Consider the following 20,346-nt stretch of genomic DNA (forward strand, 5'->3'; position numbering starts at 1 on the left):
CTCATGTGCGGAGAGGCCCCTCACCCCAACCCTCTCAGCGCGAGCGAAGCTCGTCGCGACCCCGTAAGAACGGGGCGAGGGAGAAAGCGCATAGCGCCCCGCCCCAATTGACGGCTTGCAATTTTCGCCCATCTCTGGCGGTAAAGAGCATGCTCTCGACCCCCAGTTCCTCATTCCGCGAGGCCTATCAGGCCCAGATCGCGTCCGGTGCGATCGAGCCCGACGCTGCGCAGGCCGAAATCGCCGACGCCTATGCGGCGCTCGACCAGCGGCTCGCCGATTACAAGCCGGCGCGCAAGCAGGGGCTGCTCAGCCGCCTGTTCAGCAGCGACAAGGACGAGGCGCCGCACGGGCTCTACGTCCATGGCGAGGTCGGCCGCGGCAAGACCATGCTGATGGATCTGTTCTTCCAGCACTCGACCGTCGAGCACAAGCGGCGCGCGCATTTTCACGAATTCATGGCTGACGTGCACGAGCGCATCTACGATTATCGCCAGGGCATCGCACGCGGCGAGATCGCCGATGGTGACGTCATCGCGCTGACCGCGCATGCGATCTTCGAGGAGAGCTGGCTGCTCTGTTTCGACGAATTCCACGTCACCGACATCGCGGACGCGATGATCCTCGGCCGCCTGTTCGCAAAGCTGCTGGAGCTCGGCACCGTGGTGGTCGCGACCTCCAACGTCGCGCCTGACGACCTCTACAAGGGCGGTCTGAACCGTTCGCTGTTCCTGCCCTTCATCCGGCAGATCACCGACCACATGGACGTGCTGCGGCTCGACGCGCGCACCGACTTCCGGCTGGAAAAGCTTCAGGGCGTGCCGATGTGGCTGACTCCTGCAGACGCTGAGGCTGACACCGCGCTCGATCGCGCCTGGTCGAGGATGTCAGGCGGCGCCAAATGCAAGTCGCGCGATATTTCGATCAAGGGCCGCATCCTGCACGTGCCGTGCTCGGCCCACGGCGTAGCGCGCTTCGCGTTCGCCGATCTCTGCGAGAAGCCGCTCGGGGCATCCGACTATCTCAGGCTGGCGCACGATTATCACACCATTCTGGTCGACCATATTCCAGTGATGGACATCTCCCAGCGCAACGCCGCCAAGCGCTTCATCACGCTGATCGACACGCTGTATGACAATGCCGTGAAGCTGATGGCCTCGGCCGATGCCAACCCGATCTCGCTCTATCTTGCCAACGAGGGCAACGAGGCCAACGACTTCAAGCGCACGGCGTCGCGCCTGATCGAAATGAGCTCGGAATCCTATCTGGCGCTGCCCCATGGCCGCAAGGATTCCACAGCCAGCGGCTCGACCAAAGGTTTGGTTGAGACTTAAGTCCTATACGGCCGTCATTCCGGGGCGTCGCGAAGCGACGAGCCCGGAATCCATACCCCGATCGTGGTTATGGATTCCGGGCTCGCGACTTCGTCGCGCCCCGGAATGACGGCTCGGGTATGCTGGCCGGATTTTCGGCAAGCCCGACAATTGGGCAACCCGTGACTTGAACGGGGGAGGCGAAAGGGATAACCACCCGTCTCAGTTTTCCCCTCCTTACGTGTCTAAAGGACAGGCTCACATGGCGCGCGACAAGATTGCTTTGATTGGCTCCGGTCAGATCGGCGGAACGCTGGCTCATCTCATCGGCCTGAAAGAGCTGGGCGACGTGGTGATGTTCGACATCGCCGAGGGCGTGCCGCAGGGCAAGGCGCTCGACATCGCGCAGTCCTCGCCGGTCGACGGCTTTGACGCGCACTACACCGGCGCCAACTCCTACGAGGCGCTCGACAACGCCAAGGTCTGCATCGTCACCGCCGGCGTGCCGCGCAAGCCCGGCATGAGCCGCGACGACCTCCTCTCGATCAACCTCAAGGTCATGGAACAGGTCGGCGCCGGCATCAAGAAATACGCCCCCGACGCGTTCGTCATCTGCATCACCAACCCGCTCGACGCGATGGTCTGGGCGCTGCAGAAGGCTAGCGGCCTGCCGCACAAGAAGGTCGTCGGCATGGCCGGCGTGCTGGATTCGTCGCGCTTCCGCTACTTCCTGGCCGACGAGTTCAACGTTTCGGTCGAAGACGTCACCGCCTTCGTGCTGGGTGGCCATGGCGACACCATGGTGCCGCTGGTAAAATACTCCACCGTCGCCGGCATCCCGCTGCCCGATCTCGTCAAGATGGGCTGGACCTCGCAGGCGCGCCTCGACGAGATCGTCGACCGTACCCGCAACGGCGGCGCCGAGATCGTCAACCTGCTCAAGACCGGCTCGGCTTTCTATGCGCCGGCGGCTTCCGCGATCGCGATGGCCGAGAGCTATCTGCGTGACAAGAAGCGCGTGCTGGCCTCGGCCGCCTACCTGAACGGCGAATACGGCGTGAAGGACATGTATGTCGGCGTGCCCGTCGTGATCGGCTCCAAGGGCGTCGAGCGCGTCGTCGAGATCGAGCTCGTCGGCAAGGACCGCGAAGCCTTCGACAAGTCGGTCGGCGCAGTGCAGGGTCTGGTTGACGCCTGCAAGAAGATCGCACCGGATCTTCTGGGCCGCTAAACCCAACAATTCCCGCCGAAGACCGAAACCCGGTCTTCGGCGGTTTCACTTCCGGGTCCCGGCTGTTCAGGCGGGCTCGGATCGGCAGTCCAGAGATCGATGTCAGAGAATCCGGGTTGCAGTTCCTGTGGTATATGGTATGCCAGCCACAAGACTGAGGTGGGCCTACGAGGTCACCGCCCGCGGGTTCAGGGAGCGACCATATGAATATCCATGAATATCAGGCCAAAGCGCTGCTGAACGAGTTCGGCGTCGCGATCTCCAAGGGCGTTCCGGTCCTGAAGGCGGCTGATGCGGACGCAGCGGCAAAGGCACTCCCTGGCCCGGTCTGGGTCGTGAAGAGCCAGATCCACGCCGGCGGCCGCGGCAAAGGTAAGTTCAAGGAGGCCTCGGCGGGCGACAAGGGCGGGGTGCGCATCGCCAAGTCGGCCGCGGAGGTTTCCGAATTCGCCAAGCAGATGCTCGGCGCCACCCTCGTCACCATCCAGACCGGCCCCGCCGGCAAGCAGGTCAACCGCCTCTACATCGAGGACGGCTCCGACATCGACAAGGAATTCTACCTCTCGATCCTGGTCGACCGCGAGACCTCTCGCGTCTCCTTCGTGGTGTCGACCGAGGGCGGCGTCAATATCGAGGACGTCGCGCACAACAGCCCTGAGAAGATCGTGACCTTCTCGATCGATCCCGCGACCGGCATCATGGGCCATCACGGCCGCACCGTCGCGAACGCGCTGAAGCTCTCCGGCGATCTCGCCAAGCAGGCCGAGAAGCTCACCGCGCAGCTCTATGCGGCGTTCGTCGCCAAGGACATGTCGATGCTGGAGATCAACCCGCTGGTCGTGACCAAGCAGGGCCAGCTCCGCGTGCTCGACGCCAAGGTGTCGTTCGACGACAACGCCCTGTTCCGTCATCCCGAGGTGCTCGCGTTGCGCGACGAGACCGAGGAAGACGCCAAGGAAATCGAGGCGTCGAAATACGACCTCAACTACGTCACCCTCGACGGCAATATCGGCTGCATGGTCAACGGCGCCGGCCTCGCGATGGCGACGATGGACATCATCAAGCTCTACGGCATGGCGCCGGCGAACTTCCTCGACGTCGGCGGCAGCGCCAGCAAGGAGAAGGTCGCGGCCGCCTTCAAGATCATCACCGCCGACCCCAACGTGAAGGGCATCCTGGTCAACATCTTCGGTGGCATCATGAAGTGCGACGTGATCGCCGAGGGCGTCACGGCTGCGGTTCGTGAAGTCGGCCTCAGCGTGCCGCTGGTGGTTCGCCTCGAAGGCACCAATGTCGAGCTGGGCAAGAAGATCATCCGTGAGTCCGGCCTGAACGTGGTGCCTGCCGACAATCTCGACGACGCCGCGCAGAAGATCGTGAAGGCCGTCAAGGGAGGCTGAGGCCATGACCCAGGACCATCTCGCTGCATCATCCCCGCTGCCGGAGCACGCGCGTCTTGCCGCGTTCGCCGGTGAATGGAATGGCGAAGAGGTGGTCTTTCCGTCGCGCTGGACAGAGGGCGGGACGGCGACCTCTCGCGTCGTGGCCCACATGGATCTCAATGGCTTCTATCTGATCCAAGACTCGGTCCAGACCCGCGACGGCAAGCAGAGCTTCGCCACCCACGGCATCTTCACCTTCGACCGCGAAGACCGGACCTACAAATTGTTCTGGTACGATTCGCTCGGCTACACGCCGCCCTCGCCCGCCTCCGGCGGGTGGGTCGGCAAGACCCTGACGCTGGTGCGCGGCTCGCTCCGCGGCAATGCGCGCCACGTCTATGAAATCATCGACGACGATTCCTATTCGTTGAAGATCCAGTTCTCGCCGGACGCGGAAGGCTGGGCCGACGTGCTCACCGGCGTCTACCGCCGCATCCACTGACCTCTCACTCGTTAGTTTCGCGAAAGCAGACCTCATGTCCATCCTGATCGACAAGAACACCAAGGTCATCTGCCAGGGCTTTACCGGCAAGAACGGCACCTTCCACTCGGAGGCCGCGATTGCCTATGGCACCAAGATGGTCGGCGGCACCTCGCCGGGCAAAGGCGGCGCGACGCATCTGGGTCTGCCGGTGTTCGACACCGTGCGCGAGGCGCGTGAGAAGACCGGCGCCGATGCGTCGGTGATCTACGTGCCGCCGCCGGGCGCGGCCGATGCGATCTGCGAAGCCATCGATGCCGAGATCCCGCTGATCGTCTGCATCACCGAAGGTATCCCGGTCATCGACATGGTCCGCGTGAAGCGTTCGCTGGCCGGCTCCAAGTCGCGCCTGATCGGGCCGAACTGCCCGGGCGTCATGACTGCCGGCGAGTGCAAGATCGGCATCATGCCGGCCAACATCTTCAAGACCGGCAGCGTCGGCATCGTCTCGCGCTCGGGCACCCTGACCTACGAAGCCGTGTTCCAGACCACCCAGGAAGGCCTCGGCCAGACCACGGCAGTCGGCATCGGTGGCGACCCGGTCAAGGGAACCGAGTTCATCGACGTGCTGGAAATGCTGCTCGGCGACCCCAAGACCGAATCGATCATCATGATCGGCGAGATCGGCGGTTCCGCCGAGGAGGACGCTGCCCAGTTCCTCAAGGACGAGGCCAAGCGCGGCCGCAAGAAGCCGATGGTCGGTTTCATTGCCGGTGTCACGGCCCCTCCCGGCCGCCGCATGGGCCACGCCGGCGCGATCATTTCGGGCGGCAAGGGGGACGCCGGTTCGAAGACCGACGCGATGAAATCGGCTGGAATTACAGTGTCGCCATCTCCCGCTCGGCTCGGGCACACGCTTGCCGAAAAATTGAAAGCCTGATTCATACCTTCGTAATTTTCCGGGCGAAGTTTCGCTGCAAATAGGGTAAATGGTGCCTGTCGCGCTGGTCCTCTGCCGGGGAGCCCAGCGCCAGCGCCGTTTGTTATGCGCGAACCGAAATCGCCAGGAACTCAAGTATGTCTCGCCAAGACGCGAACGCAGCCTTTGCCCTCTCCTCCTTTTTGCAGGGCACCAACGCCACCTACATCGACGAAATCTACGCCCGCTACGAGAAAGACCCGTCCTCGGTGGATGCCGAGTGGCAGGACTTCTTCAAGAGCCTCAACGACCAGCCGGGTGACATCAGCAAGAACGCCCAAGGCCCGTCCTGGGAGCGCGCCAACTGGCCGCTGACCCCGCAGGACGATCTGACCTCCGCGCTCGACGGCAATTGGGCGGAAGTCGAGAAGACGGTCGGAGCCAAGATCGCGGCCAAGGCGCAGGCCAAGGGCGGCGACAAGGGCGGCGGCCTTTCCTCCGCCGACCTGCTCCAGGCCACGCGCGACTCGGTCCGCGCGCTGATGCTGATCCGGTCCTACCGCATGCGCGGCCACTTCCACGCCAAGCTCGATCCGCTCGGCATCGAAGCACAGCGCAATCGCGAAGAGCTCGATCCGCGGACCTACGGCTTCAGCGAAGCCGATTTCGACCGCAAGATCTTCCTCGACCATGTGCTCGGTCTCGAATACGCCAGCTTGCGCGAAATCACCGCGATCTGCGAGCGTACCTACTGCCAGACGCTCGGCGTCGAGTTCATGCACATCACCAACGCGGCGCAGAAGGCGTGGATCCAGGAGCGGATCGAGGGGCCGGACAAGGAAATCTCCTTCACCCGTGAAGGCCGCCGCGCCATCCTGATGAAGCTGGTTGAAGCCGAAGGCTTCGAGAAATTCTGCGACACCAAGTTCACCGGCACCAAGCGCTTCGGCCTTGATGGCGCCGAGTCACTGATCCCCGCGCTTGAGCAGATCATCAAGCGCGGCGGCAATCTCGGCGTGAAGGAGGTCGTGCTGGGCATGCCGCATCGCGGCCGGCTCAACGTGCTGACCCAGGTGATGGGCAAGCCGCATCGCGCGCTGTTCCACGAGTTCAAGGGCGGTTCGGCCAATCCTGATGCGGTCGAAGGCTCGGGTGACGTCAAATATCACCTCGGCGCGTCCTCGGATCGCGAGTTCGACGGCAACCGCATCCATCTGTCGCTGACCGCCAACCCCTCGCATCTCGAGATCGTCGATCCCGTGGTGCTCGGAAAAGTCCGCGCCAAGCAGGATCAGCACGGCGATCCGCCGGATATGCGCATCTCGGTGATGCCGCTGCTGATGCATGGCGACGCCGCGTTCGCCGGCCAGGGCGTGGTCGCGGAATGCTTCGGCCTGTCGGACCTGAAGGGCTACCGCACCGGCGGCTCCGTGCACTTCATCGTCAACAACCAGATCGGCTTCACCACCTATCCGCGTTATTCCCGTTCGTCGCCTTACCCGTCCGACGTGGCGAAGATGATCGACGCGCCGATCTTCCACGTCAACGGCGACGATCCGGAAGCCGTCGTGTTCGCGGCCAAGGTCGCGACCGAGTTCCGGCAGAAATTCCACAAGCCCGTCGTCATCGACATGTTCTGCTACCGCAGGCATGGCCATAACGAGGGCGACGAGCCGGCTTTCACCCAGCCGGTGATGTACAAGAAGATCGCGGCCCATCCGTCGACGCTCGAGCTCTATGCCCGGCGCCTCATCAGCGAAGGCGTGCTGACCGAGGGCGAGGTCGAGAAGGCCAAGGCCGATTGGCGCGCGCGGCTCGATGCCGAGCTCGAAGCCGGCTCCGGCTACAAGCCCAACAAGGCCGACTGGCTCGACGGTAAATGGGCCGGCTTCAAGATCGCGGATCAGGAAGAAGATGCGCGGCGTGGCGTCACCGGCGTCGACATCGCCGCCCTGAAGGACATCGGTCGCAAGATCACCAAGGTGCCCGATGGCTTCCGCGTCCACCGCACCATCCAGCGCTTCCTCGAAAACCGCGCCAAGGCGATCGATGGCGGCACGGGCATTGACTGGGCGACCGGCGAGGCGCTGGCGTTCTGCACGCTGCTCAACGAGAACCACCATGTCCGCCTGTCCGGACAGGATTCGGAGCGCGGCACCTTCTCGCAGCGCCACTCGGTCCTGATCGACCAGGAAGACGAGAGCCGCTACACGCCGTTCAACCATCTCGGTCACGAGCAGGGCCATTACGAGGTCATCAACTCGCTGCTGTCGGAAGAAGCCGTGCTCGGCTTCGAATACGGCTATTCGCTCGCAGAGCCGAACACGCTGACCCTGTGGGAAGCGCAGTTCGGCGACTTCGCCAACGGCGCGCAGGTCGTGTTCGACCAGTTCATCTCCTCGGGTGAGCGCAAATGGCTGCGCATGTCCGGCCTCGTCTGCCTTCTGCCGCACGGCTATGAAGGCCAGGGACCGGAGCACTCCTCGGCGCGTCTGGAGCGTTATCTCCAGATGTGCGCGGAAGACAACATGCAGGTGGTCTACCCGACCACGCCGGCGAACTACTTCCACGTGCTGCGCCGGCAGCTCCATCGCGAGATACGCAAGCCGCTGATCGTGATGACGCCGAAGTCGCTGCTGCGTCACAAGCGGGCGGTGTCGCGTCTCGAGGAGCTCGCGAAGGGAACGACCTTCCACCGCATCCTCTATGACGACGCCCAGATGCTGCCGGGCGAAGCGGTCAAGCTCGTTCCCGACGAGAAGATCCGCCGCATCGTGCTCTGCTCGGGCAAGGTCTATTACGACCTCTACGAGGAGCGCGAGAAGCGCGGCATGGACGACATCTACCTGATGCGCGTCGAGCAGCTCTATCCGGTGCCGCTGAAGGCGCTGGTGGCCGAGCTGTCCCGCTTCAAGAAGGCCGAAGTGGTGTGGTGCCAGGAAGAGCCCCGCAACATGGGTGCCTGGCACTTCATCGAGCCCTATCTGGAATGGGTGCTGAACCAGGTGAACGGTGCGAGCCGGCGTCCGCGTTATGTCGGCCGCGCCGCCTCCGCCGCGACCGCCACGGGTCTGATGTCGAAGCATCAGGCGCAGTTGAAGGCGTTCCTGGACGAAGCATTGAGCTGAAAGTTTTTTAGGATGCTGTCATCGCCCGCGAAGGCGGGCGATCGAGTAAGCCGTGACGGCCGTGATGACCACGAACGCCGCGGAGTACTGGATGCCCCGCCTTCGCGGGGCATGACACCTGTGAAATTCATGACCGCATTGGCGATCTCCTTAAGGAAAAGACCATGACTGAAATTCGTGTGCCGACCCTCGGCGAATCCGTCACCGAGGCCACCATCGGCCGCTGGTTCAAGAAGGCCGGCGATGCCGTCGCCGTCGACGAGCCCTTGGTGGAGCTCGAGACCGACAAGGTCACCATCGAAGTCCCAGCGCCGTCCGCGGGCACGCTAAGCGAGATCATCGCCGCAGACGGCACGACCGTTGCGGTCGGTGCGCTGCTCGGGCAGATCACCGAGGGCACGGCCGGCGTCGCAAAGACGCCCGCCAAGCCGGCTGCCGCGCCCGCGCCGGCTCCCGCCGCGGCGGCCCCAGCCGCCGCCCCCGCCGCGGCGAAGGCGCCGCCGGCCGACTCGCCGCTCGCTCCGTCCGTGCGAAAGCTCTCGGCCGAGACCGGCATCGACGCCTCGACCGTTCCCGGCTCCGGCAAGGACGGCCGTGTCACCAAGGGCGACATGCTCGCCGCGATCGAGCGTGCGGCCTCGGCGCCGACCCCGGTCAACCAGCCGGCCGCAGCGGTCCAGGTCCGCGCACCCTCGCCGGCCGATGACGCCGCCCGCGAAGAGCGCGTGAAGATGACCCGGTTGCGCCAGACCATCGCGCGCCGCCTCAAGGACGTGCAGAACACCGCCGCGATGCTCACGACCTTCAACGAGGTCGACATGACCAACGTCATGGCGCTGCGCGCCCACTACAAGGATGCGTTCGAGAAGAAGCACGGCAGCAAGCTCGGCTTCATGGGCTTCTTCACCAAGGCCGTCGTGCAGGGGCTGAAGGACATCCCGGCCGTCAACGCCGAGATCGACGGCACCGATCTGATCTACAAGAACTACTATCACATCGGCGTCGCCGTCGGCACCGACAAGGGTCTCGTCGTGCCCGTGGTGCGCGATTGCGACAACAAGTCGATCGCCGACATCGAAAAGGGCATCGCCGATTTCGGCCGCCGCGCCCGCGACGGCCAGCTCAAGATCGACGAGATGCAGGGCGGCACCTTCACCATCACCAATGGCGGTATCTACGGCTCGCTGATGTCGACCCCGATCCTGAACGCACCGCAGTCCGGCATCCTCGGCATGCACAAGATCCAGGAGCGGCCGATGGTCGTCGGCGGCAAGATCGAGGTCCGCCCGATGATGTATCTGGCGCTGTCCTACGATCACCGCGTCATCGACGGCAAGGAGGCCGTGACCTTCCTTGTTCGCGTCAAGGAGAGCCTGGAAGATCCGGCGCGCCTGGTGCTCGATCTCTGATCGCTGATGCTCTGCGAGCGCCGTCGCCTTTCGCGACGGCGCGTGTCGAACCATGGAGGCGCGCGTGACGGATAAAGTCGTTGTCATCACCGGCGGCAGCCGCGGCATCGGCCGGGCGACCGCGATTGCGGCAGCCAAGCGCGGCTTCCGAATCGTCGTCGGCTATGCCAGCAACAAGACGGCCGCCGACGAGGTGGTCGCGGAGATCGCAGCCAGCAACGGCAAGGCCATCGCCGTGAAATGCGACGTCGCCGAGGAAAGCGAGATCCTGGCGCTGTTCAAGGCCGCGGACGCGTTCGGCACGCTCGGCGCGCTCGTCAATAATGGTGGCATTGTCGGGACCAGTGGCGTGCGCGTCGACGAGATGTCGGCCGAGCGCATCCAGCGCGTGATGGCGGTCAACGTCACCGGCTCCATCCTCTGCGCGCGCGAAGCGGTGAAGCGGATGTCGACCAGGCACGGCGGTCAGGGCGGCGTCATCGTCAATCTGTCGTCCGTTGCTGCCAAGCTCGGCGCGCCCAACACCTATGTCGACTATGCCGCGTCCAAGGGCGCGATCGATTCCTTCACCATCGGCCTCGGCTATGAGGTTGCCGGCGAGGGCATTCGCGTCGCGGGCATCCGCCCCGGCCTGATCGATACCGAAATCCACGCTGCCGGCGGCGAACCCGACCGCGCCCATCGTCTGGCCCATATGGTGCCGATGAAGCGCGTCGGGACTGCCGATGAAGTCGCCAATGCCATTGTCTGGCTGATGTCGGACGATGCCTCCTACGTCACTTCAGCCATTCTCGATGTGTCCGGCGGACGCTGACGCGCCGCGCGGACGCTGGCACATCCCTCAACGCTAAACTTACGGGACTTTCTCTCATGGCATACGATCTCGTCGTCATCGGCACCGGACCGGGCGGTTATGTCTGCGCGGTGCGTGCAGCGCAGCTCGGCATGAAAGTCGCCGTGGTGGAGAAGAACGCAACGCTCGGCGGCACCTGCCTCAATGTCGGCTGCATGCCGTCCAAGGCGCTGCTGCACGCCTCCGAAATGTTCGAGGAAGCCGGGCATTCCTTCGCCAAGATGGGCGTCAGCGTCTCCGCGCCGAAGCTCGATCTGCCTGCGATGATGAATTTCAAGCAGCAGGGCATCGACGGTAACGTCAAGGGCGTCGAGTTCCTGATGAAGAAGAACAAGATCGACGTGCTCAAGGGCGCCGGCAAGATACTCGGCACCGGCAAGGTCGAAGTCTCCGCCGACGGCAAGTCGCAGGTCGTCGAGACCAAGAGCATCGTGATCGCGACCGGCTCGGACATCGCGCGGCTCAAGGGCATCGAGATCGACGAGACGCGGATCGTGTCCTCGACCGGTGCGCTGTCGCTGGACAAGGTCCCCGGCAAGCTCTTGATCGTCGGCGCCGGCGTGATCGGGCTCGAGCTCGGCTCGGTCTGGCACCGTCTCGGCGCTGAAGTCGTCGTCGTCGAATTCCTCGACCGCATCCTGCCCGGCATGGACGGCGAGATCGCCAAGCAATTCCAGCGCATCCTGGAGAAGCAGGGCTTTGCCTTCAAGCTCGGTGCCAAGGTCACGGGCGTGGACACCTCCGGCAAGACACTGAAGGCGACGGTCGAGCCTGCCGCCGGCGGCGCTGCCGAGACGCTGGAAGCCGACGTCGTTCTCGTCTGTATCGGTCGTGTGCCGTACACGGATGGGCTGGGCCTGAAGGAAGCCGGCGTTGCGCTCGACAATCGCGGCCGCGTGCAAATCGATCCGCACTTCGCCACCAGCGTGAAGGGCGTCTATGCCATCGGCGACGTCGTCGCGGGCCCGATGCTCGCGCACAAGGCCGAGGATGAAGGCGTCGCGGTCGCCGAGATCATCGCAGGCCAGGCCGGCCACGTGAACTACGATGTTATCCCAGGCGTCGTGTATACCACACCGGAAGTATCCTCCGTCGGCAAGACCGAGGAGGAGCTGAAGCAGGCGGGCGTGGCTTATACCGTCGGGAAGTTTCCCTTTACCGCCAACGGCCGCTCCAAGGTCAATCAGACCACCGACGGCTTTGTGAAGATTCTCGCAGATGCGAAGACCGATCGTGTGCTCGGCGTGCACATTATCGGCCGCGAAGCCGGCGAAATGATCCATGAAGCCTGTGTTCTCATGGAGTTTGGCGGCAGCGCGGAGGACCTCGCGCGCACCTGCCACGCGCACCCGACCCGCTCGGAGGCCGTCAAGGAAGCCGCGCTTGCAGTCGGCAAGCGGGCCATCCATATGTAGGTCGCGCCCAGCGCCGAATCGGGCGGGAAACACATGCTACGCCGCCTGCTTCAACCGGTCTGGGTCCTGCTTGCGATCATCTTCCTGATCGAAGCCTGGCTGTGGGATCATCTCGAACCGATCGTCGCGCGGGTTGTCGCCATTGTCCCGCTCGCCCGGTTCAAGCAATGGCTGTCGGACCGCGTCGATGCGCTGTCGCCGGCGATGACGCTGATCGTGTTCGCCGTGCCCATCATCCCGCTGTTTCCGCTCAAGCTGGTCGGCCTGTGGCTGCTCACGCACGAATATTGGACCAGCGCGGTCTTCACCATCGTGTTCGCAAAGCTGCTCGGCGTCGGCGTCACCGCCTTCGTCTTCGACGTGACGCGCGACAAGCTGATGGAGATGCACTGGTTCGAGCGGCTTTATGATCTGGTGCTGAAGCTGCGTGCCAAGGCCGCCGAGCTGGTCGATCCGATCAAACGGCGCATCCGCGAGCTGATCGCCGGCAACGGCGAAGGCTGGTCCTCCCGCACGCTCCGCCTGATCCAGCGTTTTCGCAAAAGCGTGCACGAAGCGCGTTGATCGTCGCCACTTGTTCAGGTCCCGTAGCCCGGATGGAGCGCAGCGCAATCCGGGACTGTTGCCCGCGGCCCCGCATTCCGCTGCGCTCCATGCGGGCTACAAATCTCGCCTCGTCCCCTCAATGCAGTCGAGTAGCCCGGATGAGCAAAGCGATATCCGGGATTCGTTATTGTGGCTCCCCACATGTCGCTGCGCTCATGCGGGCTACGAGTCTCAATGCAAATGCAGCAGATGCGGCAACCACAGACCAAGCCCGGTCATGATGAGCCCAGCGATCGTCAGCAGGCCGGCGACATAGGCGAGTGCGATCATGCCGGTGATGATGGTGGCTGAGGCGAGAACGATGCCGATCTGGAAGGCGGCGGACGCCAGCTCGAAGTGATGATATTTCGCAGTCGCCTCGTCGCGCTCATGCTCGGCGTGCTTGGCCTTTTCGGCCAGCTGCTCGGTGCCTTCGCCGGTCTCGGGCTCGGAGCGGTAGCGCTGCGCGGTCTTCTGCCAGTCCTCGATCTGCTTCTGCACGGCCACCTTGTTGGCCTCGTCGCTCGCTGCGCCGAGGATGAGCTTGCCCTGGTCCGCCATGCTCTGCACCATGGTGCGGCGGATACTCTTGGCTTGGAAGAACGCCCAGAGGTTGGAAGCCTCGACGTTCTTGCTGATCGATTCGGTCTGGGCGCCCTTGCCGAGCGTCTCCGAGATCGCCAGGAAAAGCGCCAGAACGGCGATCAGGAGCGCGATCTTCTTGTTCGAGCCGGACGCGTGTTCGGCGTGCTCGGCGTGCTCCATGCTTTCATGTGCGCTCATAAATCCCTCCTGCCCGGTTCCCCACGATTGACCGAACCGCGGGCGCCGCGCAAGAGGCATGCGCGCCGAGAGGCTTGCTATGACAGCTTCATGTCAGCATCAGCGCCGCGGATGCGCGCTGGCATAGACTTCCAGCAGCCGCTCGGCATCGATGCCGGTATAGATCTGCGTGGTCGAGAGCGAGGCATGGCCGAGCAATTCCTGGATCGCGCGCAAATCGCCGCCGCGTGACAACAGATGCGTGGCGAAGGAATGCCGGAGCGCGTGCGGCGTGGCGCTGTCGGGCAGGCCGAGCGCGCCGCGCAGCCGCTCCATCGCGAGCTGGATGATGCGCGGGCTCAAGGGCCCGCCGCGCGCGCCGACGAAGATCGGCCCCTCCGCCGGCAGCGGATACGGGCACATCGAAACGTATTCATGCACCAGTGCGAGCACGTTCTGGAGCACCGGCACCATGCGGGTCTTGTTGCCTTTGCCCGTCACGATCAGCACGTCGCCTTCGCCGGGACGCGGCACCTCGCGGCGCGTCAGCCCCAGCGCTTCGGAGATGCGCAGGCCCGAGCCGTAGAGGAGAGCCATCACCGCGGCATCGCGCGCCAGAATCCAGCTCTCGCGGTCCTCGCCGGCGCGCTCGTCGGCGTCCGCAAGACGTTTGGCCGAAGCCATCGGCAGCGGCTTTGGCAGGCTCTTGGCGACTTTCGGCGCACGGATTGCCGAGAGCGCCCCGACCTTGCCCTTGCCTTCGCGCTCCAGGAAGCGGCCGAACGAGCGCAGGCCCGCGAGTGCGCGCATCAGCGAGCGCCCGGCAATATCGTCGGCGCGGCGCATCGCCATGAAGGCCCTGATATCGGTGGCCTCCAGCGCGGCGAAACGCTTCAGCGTCACCCGCTCCCCCCAATGGCCGCAGAGGAAATTCAGGCACTGCCGCAAATCGCGGGCATAGGCTTCCAGCGTCTTCGGCGACAGCCGCCGCTCCGCACCGAGATGCGACAGCCAGCGCGTCATCTCCTGCGCGATGTCAGGATCGGCGCTGGCGAGCTCGATCTGTGGGGCGGCCGCTTTGCTCATGCGCTCTGGACGTGGTGATTCCACTCAGTATATCGCATCACACTCGTTTATCGTTCGCTAAGGCCGCCTCAGGGCGCTAGCCTTGAGGCCCCGGGTTCCGATTCCCCCTCCATGGATCACACGTCGCGCAGCAACGTCGTCTCCGCCAACGCGACCCGCATGGTCGACGTGCTGGTGCCGGTCGCGCTCGACCAGACCTATTCCTACAAGGTGCCGCGTGGGATGGAGCTGAAGGCGGGCGATATTATTGGCGTGCCGCTCGGCCCGCGCGAGGTGCTCGCCGTGGTCTGGGCCGAAAACGCCAATCCGGATCCGCGCCTGCACAACCGCCTCAAGGAGGTCAGCGAAAAGCTCGACATCCCGCCGTTGAAGCCCGAGCTGCGTGCGGTCGTGGACTGGGTCGCCAATTACACGCTGAGCCCGCGCGGCATGGTGCTTCGCATGTGCCTGCGCATGGGTGAGAACCTCGGCCCCGAGCGGGTGCGCGCCGGCGTGCGCCTGGTCGGCGATCCGCCAAAACGTCTGACGCCGGCGCGGCAGCGCCTGATCGAGGTGCTGTCGGACCGGCTGCTGCACGGCAAGTCCGAGGCGGCCAAGGAGGCCGGCGTTACGGCCGGTGTGATCGACGGCCTCGTCGACGAAGGTACGCTCACGGTCGAGCCGATGCCGCCGCCTCCGCCGCCGCCCGCACCCGATCCGGATTTCAGCCGGCCGGATTTTTCGCCGCTCCAGCGCGCCGGGGTCGATGCGATGCGCGCGCTCGCGGCTAACGGCAGCTTTCACGTCGCGCTGCTCGACGGTGTCACCGGCTCGGGCAAGACCGAGGTTTACTTCGAAGCGGTGGCCGAGGCGATCCGCCGCGGAAAGCAGTCGCTGATCCTGATGCCGGAGATCGCGCTCACCGGCCAGTTCCTCGATCGCTTCGCGCAGCGTTTTGGCGTGCGCCCTCTGGAATGGCATTCCGAGCTGACGCCGCGCACCCGCGCGCGCAACTGGGCGGCGATCTCCGAGGGCAGCGCGCCGGTCGTGGTCGGCGCGCGCTCGGCGCTGTTTCTGCCCTACGCCAATCTCGGCCTCATCGTCGTCGATGAAGAGCACGACCAGGCCTACAAGCAGGACGAGGGCGTGCATTATCACGCCCGCGACATGGCGGTGGTGCGCGCCCATATCGCAAAGGTCCCGATCGTTCTGGCGTCGGCGACGCCCTCGGTCGAATCCGAGGTCAATGCACGCAAGAACCGCTATCAGCGCATCGCGCTGCCGTCGCGTTTCGGCGGCCAGCACATGCCGCATATCGAGGCCATCGACATGCGCCGCGAGCCGCCGGCGCGCGGCCGCTTCATCTCGCCGCGGCTGGCCTCCGAGATCAGGACCGCGATCGAGCGGCGCGAGCAGGCGCTATTGTTCCTCAATCGCCGCGGCTATGCGCCGTTGACGCTGTGCCGCGCCTGCGGTCATCGCTTCGCCTGCACCATTTGCGATGCCTGGCTGGTCGATCACCGCTTCCGTCAGCGCCTCGTCTGTCACCATTGCGGCTTCTCGATGCCGCGCCCGCAAACCTGTCCGCATTGCGCGGCGGAGGAATCGCTGGTCGCGGTCGGGCCCGGCGTCGAGCGCTTGCAGGAGGAAGCGGCGGCGCTGTTCCCGCAGGCGCGCACCATGGTGCTGTCGAGCGATCTCATCACCTCGATCGAGACGATGCGCTCCGAGCTGAATGACATCGCGGAGGGCCGCGTCGACGTCATCATCGGCACCCAGCTCGTGGCCAAGGGCCACAATTTTCCGCGGCTCAATCTGGTCGGCGTGGTCGATGCGGATCTCGGACTGTCCAATGGCGATCCGCGCGCCTCGGAGCGCACCTGGCAATTGCTCAACCAGGTGATCGGCCGCGCCGGGCGCGAGCAGGGCCGCGGCGTCGGCTATCTCCAGACCCATCAGCCCGATCATCCCGTGATGAGGGCACTGATCGCCTGCGACCGCGAAGCGTTCTACGACAGCGAGATCGATTTGCGCGAACGCACGCTCTATCCGCCGTTCGGGCGGCTCGCGAGCCTGATCATTTCCGCCGGCGACCGGCCGAGCGCCGAAGGCTTTGGCCGCCACCTTGTCGCGCTCGCGCCGCGCGACGAGCACGTGGTGGTGCTGGGCCCGGCGGAAGCCCCGCTCGCGGTCATCAAGGGCCGCTACCGATTCCGCATCCTGGTGAAATCGGCGCGCGGGTTCGACCTGTCGGATTATCTGCGCAACTGGCTTGCCGTCTGCCCGAAGCCGAAGGGCAATCAAAAGCTCGAGGTCGACGTCGATCCACAGAGCTTCTTGTAGGCCCCACTGTCATTCCGGGGCGCGACCAAGTCGCGAACCCGGAATCCATTCATCCACCGACCCTGCTGTTCGATGGATTCCGGGCTCGCGCTACGCGCGCCCCGGAATGACGAAGCCCGCCGTCCCCCAAGACGGCGGGCTTCTTTCAGGCGTCGCGCCCCTTAGGAGACGACTTCCGCGGTGACGCGCCCGACGCCGGCGCCGGTGAGGCCGATGGCCCGGGCAGCGCCCGTGGAGAGGTCGAGGACACGGCCGCGAACGAACGGGCCACGGTCATTGATCGTGACGATGACGCTCGAGCCGCCATGGGTAACGCGCAGCTTGGTGCCGAACGGCAGTGAACGGTGCGCCGCGGTCATGGCGTTCTGGTTGAAGCGCTGGCCCGAGGCAGTCCTGCTGCCGGACTCGTTCCCGTAAAAGGAAGCCATGCCGGAGAAGGAACGTCCGGTCCCCTGCGACGGCGTCATCGACGCATTGGCGTTACGCCAATCGGAGGTCGTGTTGGCATCGTTCTGGGCGTGGTGGCGGTGATGATGGTGGGAATACCGGTGGTGATGGCGGGATTTGGCGGAAGCTTCGGTGGCAGTTCCACCGATGAGAAGAGTTGCGGCAACAAAGGCGATCGCCGTACGCGGCCGGGTCACAGAGCCCAGCGTCTTCAAACAAAGCATATATTGGTCCCTAAGCTAGTATTGCCACATATGTGGCAAGTGGAGCCCCCGTAAGTTTGCGAGCGGGACCGCGTTTCGATTCCTAATGAGGCGTGAATTGGGCAGTAAATCCGTTCTGTGTCGCCGTGTAATATCTTGTTACCGGCAGAGATATTCAGCCGACATTCCGTAATATTGGAATTTAACGATCTATTAACCTACATATTACTTGTAAATACTGTAAAACGAAGTCATCGCTTCCCGCATTTAGGTTTGGGAAAGTATTCGGCGAGTGAAGTCCGCCCGCCCGGAATCACGCCTCAGCGATCCGTGTTCATGGCCGCTATGCGCTGAGGGCAGGAACCAATGGCCCGGCGTCGGCTCGAGGCCCGAGGTTAAGCGCTGTGGCAATTCCGCGGCATGGCAGGTCGTCGTGGCGTCGGCGTGGACTGCGACGAACTGGCGACAGAACGTCATGCCTTTAATTTGGCGTCATGTTGCACGTGCGCGCCTGCTATGTTAGCAAAGCCGCGATTTTAACGAGCCCGGCACTTCCGTGCGGGGTCGAAAATCGAAGTCCCGCTTGAATTCCAAGGGCTTGGATCGCTAGGCGCCGCTTCGTGGCGACGGTTTTTCCCTTGCGAGTTTGACAGCAAAAAGAGCACGTCTGTGGCTGCAGAAGATACGTCCGTTTCCGGTGTGTCGGGCCGTTATGCAACGGCCTTGTTTGAACTGGCCCGCGACCAGAAAGTGGTCGACGAGGTCAAGGCCGATCTCGAAAAATTCGAGGGCATGCTGAACGAAAGCGCCGATCTGAAGCGCCTCGTCCGCAGCCCTGTGTTCGCGGCCGACGCCCAGTCCAGAGCCCTCTCGGCTGTTTTGGACAAAGCGGGCATCGCCGGCATCTCCGCCAATTTCCTGAAAGTGCTGACCGCCAACCGCCGCCTGTTCGCGGTGGCTGACGTCATCCGCGCCTATCGCGCCCTGGTCGCCAGGTTCAAGGGCGAGGCCACGGCCGACGTCACCGTGGCGGAGGCGCTCTCGGACAAGAATCTCGACGCCCTCAAGGTTGCCCTGAAGTCGGTGACCGGCAAGGACGTCGCGCTCAACGTGAAGGTCGATCCCTCGATCATCGGTGGCCTCGTGGTCAAGCTTGGCAGCCGGATGATCGATAGCTCGCTTCGCACCAAACTCAATTCGATCAAGCACGCGATGAAAGAGGCAGGCTGATGGACATCCGCGCCGCGGAAATTTCCGCGATCCTCAAGGACCAGATCAAGAATTTCGGCCAGGAAGCTGAAGTCTCCGAAGTCGGACAGGTGCTGTCCGTCGGCGACGGTATCGCCCGCGTCTACGGTCTGGATAACGTCCAGGCCGGTGAAATGGTCGAGTTCGAGAACGGCACCCGCGGCATGGCGCTGAACCTCGAAACCGACAACGTCGGTATCGTTATTTTCGGCGCCGACCGCGAGATCAAGGAAGGCCAGACCGTCAAGCGCACCCGCGCCATCGTGGACGCGCCGGTCGGCAAGGGCCTGCTCGGCCGCGTCGTCGACGCGCTCGGCAATCCCATCGACGGCAAGGGCCCGATCCAGGCCGACAAGCGCATGCGCGTTGACGTCAAGGCGCCCGGCATCATTCCGCGCAAGTCCGTGAACGAGCCGATGGCGACCGGCCTCAAGGCGATCGACGCCCTGATCCCGATCGGCCGCGGCCAGCGCGAGCTGATCATCGGCGACCGTCAGACCGGCAAGACCGCGATCGCGCTCGACACCATCCTCAACCAGAAGCCGCTCAACGCGCAGCCGGACGAGAACATCAAGCTGTATTGCGTCTACGTCGCGATCGGCCAGAAGCGCTCGACCGTTGCCCAGTTCGTCAAGGTGCTGGAAGAGCAGGGCGCGCTCGAATATTCGATCATCGTCGCCGCCACCGCGTCCGATCCGGCGCCGATGCAGTACATCGCGCCGTTCACCGGCTGCACCATGGGCGAGTACTTCCGCGACAACGGCATGCACGCCGTCATCATCTATGACGATTTGTCCAAGCAGGCCGTCGCCTACCGCCAGATGTCGCTGCTGCTGCGCCGTCCGCCGGGCCGCGAAGCCTATCCGGGCGACGTGTTTTATCTGCATTCCCGCCTGCTCGAGCGCGCGGCGAAGCTGAACAAGGATCAGGGCTCGGGCTCGCTGACGGCGCTGCCGGTCATCGAAACCCAGGCCAACGACGTGTCGGCCTACATTCCGACCAACGTCATCTCGATCACCGACGGCCAGATCTTCCTCGAAACCGACCTGTTCTTCCAGGGCATCCGCCCCGCGGTGAACGTCGGTCTGTCGGTGTCGCGCGTCGGCTCCTCGGCGCAGACCAAGGCCACCAAGAAGGTCGCCGGCAAGATCAAGGGCGAGCTCGCGCAGTACCGCGAAATGGCGGCGTTCGCGCAGTTCGGCTCCGACCTCGACGCCTCGACCCAGCGCCTGCTCAATCGCGGCTCGCGTCTCACCGAGCTCCTGAAGCAGCCGCAGTTCGCGCCGCTGAAGATGGAAGAGCAGGTCTGCGTGATCTGGGCCGGCACCAACGGCTATCTCGATCCGCTTCCGGTCAACAAGGTGCGCGCGTTCGAGGACGGTCTGTTGTCGCTGCTGCGTGGCAAGAATGTCGAGATCCTCAACGCGATCCGCGACAGCCGCGATCTCTCCGACGACACCGCCGCCAAGCTGAAGTCGGTGGTCGAAGGTTTCGCCAAGAGCTTCGCATAAGAGAACGGTCGCAAGGCCGGGCTTCTTGTCCCGGCCTTCCGTGCCTCACTG

At 64.4% G+C, this 20,346-nt stretch carries 16 protein-coding genes; 13 read left to right on the top strand and 3 right to left on the bottom strand.

From position 1 onward, the window contains the following. Positions 1-149 precede the first annotated feature (149 nt). The 10 genes from zapE (at position 150) to BRA471DRAFT_RS02080 (ending at position 12,695) form a co-directional block, all read left to right on the top strand. Positions 150-1,334 (top strand): cell division protein ZapE, encoded by a 1,185-nt coding sequence (gene zapE, locus BRA471DRAFT_RS02035; RefSeq protein WP_007604316.1) that lies wholly within the window; start codon positions 150-152, stop codon positions 1,332-1,334. Between the two features lie 241 nt (positions 1,335-1,575). Continuing rightward, entirely contained in the window at positions 1,576-2,544 is a 969-nt protein-coding gene (mdh, locus tag BRA471DRAFT_RS02040) for a malate dehydrogenase (RefSeq protein ID WP_007598869.1), read from the top strand. 203 nt (positions 2,545-2,747) lie between these two features. Then, entirely contained in the window at positions 2,748-3,944 is a 1,197-nt protein-coding gene (gene sucC / locus BRA471DRAFT_RS02045; protein WP_007604323.1) for an ADP-forming succinate--CoA ligase subunit beta, read from the top strand. A 4-nt stretch (positions 3,945-3,948) separates the two neighbouring features. After that, complete coding sequence (locus tag BRA471DRAFT_RS02050) at positions 3,949-4,428, top strand: DUF1579 family protein (RefSeq protein WP_007604324.1); 480 nt, start codon at positions 3,949-3,951, stop codon at positions 4,426-4,428. A 34-nt stretch (positions 4,429-4,462) separates the two neighbouring features. Further along, positions 4,463-5,347, top strand: coding sequence for a succinate--CoA ligase subunit alpha (gene sucD, locus BRA471DRAFT_RS02055; protein WP_007604325.1), 885 nt, complete (start codon positions 4,463-4,465; stop codon positions 5,345-5,347). 137 nt (positions 5,348-5,484) lie between these two features. Then, complete coding sequence (locus BRA471DRAFT_RS02060; protein ID WP_007604326.1) at positions 5,485-8,454, top strand: 2-oxoglutarate dehydrogenase E1 component; 2,970 nt, start codon at positions 5,485-5,487, stop codon at positions 8,452-8,454. Positions 8,455-8,618: 164 nt separating this feature from the next. Further along, positions 8,619-9,863 carry a 2-oxoglutarate dehydrogenase complex dihydrolipoyllysine-residue succinyltransferase gene (odhB, locus tag BRA471DRAFT_RS02065; RefSeq protein WP_007604327.1) on the top strand — a complete coding sequence of 415 codons (1,245 nt, stop codon included), beginning with the start codon at positions 8,619-8,621 and terminating at the stop codon, positions 9,861-9,863. 52 nt (positions 9,864-9,915) lie between these two features. Beyond that, positions 9,916-10,677: an SDR family oxidoreductase gene (locus tag BRA471DRAFT_RS02070; protein WP_088930892.1), complete on the top strand. Its 762-nt coding sequence runs from the start codon at positions 9,916-9,918 to the stop codon at positions 10,675-10,677. 56 nt (positions 10,678-10,733) lie between these two features. After that, positions 10,734-12,131: a dihydrolipoyl dehydrogenase gene (gene lpdA, locus BRA471DRAFT_RS02075; RefSeq protein WP_007604329.1), complete on the top strand. Its 1,398-nt coding sequence runs from the start codon at positions 10,734-10,736 to the stop codon at positions 12,129-12,131. Between the two features lie 33 nt (positions 12,132-12,164). Continuing rightward, positions 12,165-12,695: a hypothetical protein gene (locus tag BRA471DRAFT_RS02080; RefSeq protein ID WP_007604330.1), complete on the top strand. Its 531-nt coding sequence runs from the start codon at positions 12,165-12,167 to the stop codon at positions 12,693-12,695. Positions 12,696-12,908: 213 nt separating this feature from the next. On the opposite strand, the gene BRA471DRAFT_RS02085 is transcribed toward BRA471DRAFT_RS02080, so the two are convergent. Both BRA471DRAFT_RS02085 and BRA471DRAFT_RS02090 read right to left on the bottom strand, forming a co-directional pair. Then, positions 12,909-13,499 carry a DUF4337 domain-containing protein gene (locus BRA471DRAFT_RS02085; RefSeq protein ID WP_007604332.1) on the bottom strand — a complete coding sequence of 197 codons (591 nt, stop codon included), beginning with the start codon at positions 13,497-13,499 and terminating at the stop codon, positions 12,909-12,911. 99 nt (positions 13,500-13,598) lie between these two features. Continuing rightward, the gene (locus BRA471DRAFT_RS02090; protein ID WP_007604334.1) at positions 13,599-14,564 is read right to left on the bottom strand and encodes a tyrosine recombinase XerC; all 966 of its coding nucleotides are present in this window, start codon (positions 14,562-14,564) and stop codon (positions 13,599-13,601) included. A gap of 111 nt (positions 14,565-14,675) precedes the next feature. On the opposite strand from BRA471DRAFT_RS02090, the gene BRA471DRAFT_RS02095 reads away from it, so the two are divergent. Then, complete coding sequence (locus tag BRA471DRAFT_RS02095; RefSeq protein ID WP_007604336.1) at positions 14,676-16,886, top strand: primosomal protein N'; 2,211 nt, start codon at positions 14,676-14,678, stop codon at positions 16,884-16,886. A 161-nt stretch (positions 16,887-17,047) separates the two neighbouring features. On the opposite strand, the gene BRA471DRAFT_RS02100 is transcribed toward BRA471DRAFT_RS02095, so the two are convergent. Further along, complete coding sequence (locus tag BRA471DRAFT_RS02100; RefSeq protein ID WP_007604338.1) at positions 17,048-17,557, bottom strand: septal ring lytic transglycosylase RlpA family protein; 510 nt, start codon at positions 17,555-17,557, stop codon at positions 17,048-17,050. Between the two features lie 648 nt (positions 17,558-18,205). Here BRA471DRAFT_RS02100 and BRA471DRAFT_RS02105 point away from each other — a divergent pair. Next, positions 18,206-18,766: a F0F1 ATP synthase subunit delta gene (locus tag BRA471DRAFT_RS02105; RefSeq protein WP_007604340.1), complete on the top strand. Its 561-nt coding sequence runs from the start codon at positions 18,206-18,208 to the stop codon at positions 18,764-18,766. Continuing rightward, positions 18,766-20,295: a F0F1 ATP synthase subunit alpha gene (gene atpA, locus BRA471DRAFT_RS02110; RefSeq protein WP_007604342.1), complete on the top strand. Its 1,530-nt coding sequence runs from the start codon at positions 18,766-18,768 to the stop codon at positions 20,293-20,295. The genes BRA471DRAFT_RS02105 and atpA overlap by 1 nt, the downstream gene beginning before the upstream one ends. Positions 20,296-20,346: the final 51 nt, after the last annotated feature.

Source organism: Bradyrhizobium sp. WSM471 (assembly GCF_000244915.1).
In the GTDB taxonomy this organism is placed as follows: Bacteria; Pseudomonadota; Alphaproteobacteria; order Rhizobiales; family Xanthobacteraceae; genus Bradyrhizobium.

Excerpts from the sequence above, each read along its gene's own strand:
- zapE (WP_007604316.1), top strand. The coding sequence starts at position 150 with ATGCTCTCGACCCCCAGTTCCTCATTCCGCGAGGCCTATCAGGCCCAG.
- mdh (WP_007598869.1), top strand. The coding sequence starts at position 1,576 with ATGGCGCGCGACAAGATTGCTTTGATTGGCTCCGGTCAGATCGGCGGA.
- sucC (WP_007604323.1), top strand. The coding sequence starts at position 2,748 with ATGAATATCCATGAATATCAGGCCAAAGCGCTGCTGAACGAGTTCGGC.
- BRA471DRAFT_RS02050 (WP_007604324.1), top strand. The coding sequence starts at position 3,949 with ATGACCCAGGACCATCTCGCTGCATCATCCCCGCTGCCGGAGCACGCG.
- sucD (WP_007604325.1), top strand. The coding sequence starts at position 4,463 with ATGTCCATCCTGATCGACAAGAACACCAAGGTCATCTGCCAGGGCTTT.
- BRA471DRAFT_RS02060 (WP_007604326.1), top strand. The coding sequence starts at position 5,485 with ATGTCTCGCCAAGACGCGAACGCAGCCTTTGCCCTCTCCTCCTTTTTG.
- odhB (WP_007604327.1), top strand. The coding sequence starts at position 8,619 with ATGACTGAAATTCGTGTGCCGACCCTCGGCGAATCCGTCACCGAGGCC.
- BRA471DRAFT_RS02070 (WP_088930892.1), top strand. The coding sequence starts at position 9,916 with ATGGAGGCGCGCGTGACGGATAAAGTCGTTGTCATCACCGGCGGCAGC.
- lpdA (WP_007604329.1), top strand. The coding sequence starts at position 10,734 with ATGGCATACGATCTCGTCGTCATCGGCACCGGACCGGGCGGTTATGTC.
- BRA471DRAFT_RS02080 (WP_007604330.1), top strand. The coding sequence starts at position 12,165 with ATGCTACGCCGCCTGCTTCAACCGGTCTGGGTCCTGCTTGCGATCATC.
- BRA471DRAFT_RS02085 (WP_007604332.1), bottom strand. The coding sequence starts at position 13,499 with ATGAGCGCACATGAAAGCATGGAGCACGCCGAGCACGCCGAACACGCG.
- BRA471DRAFT_RS02090 (WP_007604334.1), bottom strand. The coding sequence starts at position 14,564 with ATGAGCAAAGCGGCCGCCCCACAGATCGAGCTCGCCAGCGCCGATCCT.
- BRA471DRAFT_RS02095 (WP_007604336.1), top strand. The coding sequence starts at position 14,676 with ATGGATCACACGTCGCGCAGCAACGTCGTCTCCGCCAACGCGACCCGC.
- BRA471DRAFT_RS02100 (WP_007604338.1), bottom strand. The coding sequence starts at position 17,557 with ATGCTTTGTTTGAAGACGCTGGGCTCTGTGACCCGGCCGCGTACGGCG.
- atpA (WP_007604342.1), top strand. The coding sequence starts at position 18,766 with ATGGACATCCGCGCCGCGGAAATTTCCGCGATCCTCAAGGACCAGATC.